Origin of the sequence: Anabaena sp. CCY 0017, from assembly GCF_963920885.1 — a bacterium.
Taxonomy (GTDB): Bacteria; Cyanobacteriota; Cyanobacteriia; order Cyanobacteriales; family Nostocaceae; genus Nodularia.
Map to the genome: position 1 here is coordinate 1 of NZ_CAWUDG010000064.1, position 2,639 is coordinate 2,639.

Genomic DNA, 2,639 nt, shown 5'->3' on the forward strand with positions numbered 1-2,639 from the left:
GTGTAAAATTCGCCGCATCGCAGTATTGGTAACGCTTATAGCCACTTCAGCTATGTGTTTTAAGGCATCTTCTGGTGATGATTCCGATTCAGTAACGAGGTGGGGGAAGTATTCACGGGCAAACCACTTTTCCTCGTCGCTCAAGGCTGTGAAATTTTTATGACTATCGCTATAAAGACTGTCTAATAGTAAAAGTAATATTTTTCTAAACTTAAACCAACCGCCCCAGCGTTTGGTAAATTTGCTCACCCATTCCTGGCTAATGCCGATGATTTTGGCTATCTCAGTTTGACCAATTTTCTGCTGCGACTGCCAAAGCTGGGTGAAGGCTTTGACGATGGCGTGTCCAGTCTGCTGTTGGCGGTTCCCCGCTTCGGTGCAGAAATCGCTGGCATCAACAACCTCTAATTTCACGCCAGGGAGTTCATCTAAGAGGAAACTGAGGTCATAGTCAGCACAGAAGTAAAATGTTAGCTGTTGGTTGGGGCGACGATGAGCGCGTAATCGACCAATCTCTTGAATGATTTCGGCTTCTAGCAATTCGATGAGATACTTTTGGAAGTTGCTTTCTGGGTCTTCTAGGTTGACGGGTTGACCAGTCATCACCTGAAAATGTGCTGCTAACGAGCCGATGTTTTGGTAGGGAATGCCAAAGCTGGCGATCGCGTCGGCATCACTAAACCTGTTAACACCACGACCATCGACAAAGTGACCGTATTCAATGCGGTTTTCCGCTTGGGATGCGATTTTTTTCCACTCGATAATGCCGATATGCTTGTGCATTTGAAGCAAAGTTTCTTTCAGGGCATTAACACGGTCAGTTAAGGAACTAGAGCGATTTTTAGACAATTTACCCAGCCCAGTGACATTGACCACCTTTAAATTGCTGTAGTCGGGGCGTGACTGCTGGATGACTAACACGGGGTCATGATAGTTGAGTTTCAATTTTAACTTCTGGGCGGTGGTGGTGGCATCAAGGTAAATATTAAATTGGGCAGAGTTGGCCAATTCAGTATATTTGGCGTAAGGACGATAAATGGTCACTACACCCCGTTTACAAGCCAAAGAACCTTTACCTTTCCAAGCTTCCAGGAAATCGGTGAGCCAGTATAAAGGCAATTCCAGAAATTCCCTACTAGCATTTCGGGTGCTGTCTCTAGTTAATTGCTTGGCAGCATAACGGGCAGCAGCACTTTTTTTGAGTTGTTGGTCTGCCTGGATATCAATGGAATCCAAATCAACGAGAAAATCTAAATCAGGTTCTAAAATTTGGTGAATCGCTTCCATGTCTAAACCTTCTGGGAAATCCGGCAGTACCGCCCGGATGTCATGATCATTAAACCCGTAACGGGAATTAGGCTTAATATCTTGGGTGAGCAGCGATCGCAAAACCTGTAAAATGGGCTGGAGTTTTGACCATTGTTCAGGGGGTAAGCCGCTTGTAGCTAATTTGGCGACGGTGGTATCAAAATCGCTCAATCTCAATTCCAGTGAACGCACAGGCTTGATGAGTGTACCTGCTTCTTCCCAAATCCGCCCGACTGTGAAAGGTTGACCAGCCGCGTTGGTTAAGGTAACGGGGGTAGAGTCGGGATGCGCTCTGATTTCGGAGTAATTTTGAATTACTGTGCGTTTTTGGTTTCGGAAGCCAAAACCAGGGCCAGAGGCGAAACGACATTGATTCTTAGAGGAACAACCGTCACAGATGGGGCTAATGGAACTTTCCTCAAAATCTAAAGAGTGAAAGTTTTTCTCCCGAAATCCTTCAAATAAGTAACTGCGGTGACAATTGCCATCAGTATCGGGAGTTTCTCCTGGTCTGGGACGTAGGAGGAAATTCTCGCCCATTGGGGTGGTGCGGCTGGTGTCAATTTTTAAACCATTGTGCCGCACGGGGAGGTCAATAAAGTTAGCCTCGATGGGTAGTGTGGATGGGTTTCTGTGGTTGGCATCCTGGTAAATTAATTTATCGATCCCGAAGATGCCAGCTGTCAGTTGTCCAGCGTTGTGGGATTTGCCCAGTCCTGGATGAGAATTATCTAAAATTTGCGTCCAGCCCTTAGATATCGCTTCCACCCAGGCGGCGATATGTTCTTCTGGTTGGCACTCAATATACATATTGCCTATAATTTCGCTTCTGTGTGGGATATTGCCCCGCTTGTAGACAATTATCTGCCGGCTTGGGGTGGTAGTTTCGGGTACTGGCTCCCCTGATGTGGTTACTGGCTGCGGTGATGTGGGGGTTGGCTCCCCTGATGTGGGTGCTGGCTGCGGTGATGTGGGTGCTGGCTCCCCTGATGTGGGGGTTGAGAATCCTTGAGCAGCTTTAACAAAAGGAGCGAAAGCCTGTTTTAATAAGTTTTGAAAACTGGTTAAGTCCTCTCTGACTCGTCCCAATTCCCACTCTTGGCGGGTAATTAGTCCTTCGTCCTGTTGATATGGTTCATACTGCCGTTGCGGAAAGCGGAAGCCGTACTGTTTGGCGATGTGGAACAGTGTCCCAATGGTGATCCCCGCACGTCGGGATCGCTCAAAGCTTCTAATTTTGGCTCGAATGTTCCAGGTTTCCCCTTTGATGCTTGGTGACCACTGCTCTGCTATGATTTCGGCATCAGTAGCCCCGTAATGGCTGTATAGTG

Annotated in this window: 1 protein-coding gene; it reads right to left on the reverse strand. The window is 47.2% G+C overall.

Going from position 1 to position 2,639, the window contains the following annotated elements; translation table 11 throughout:
• Window positions 1-2,639: DNA primase (locus tag ACM0OW_RS25625; protein WP_414553528.1), on the reverse strand; the 2,639-nt coding region annotated here is incomplete at both ends.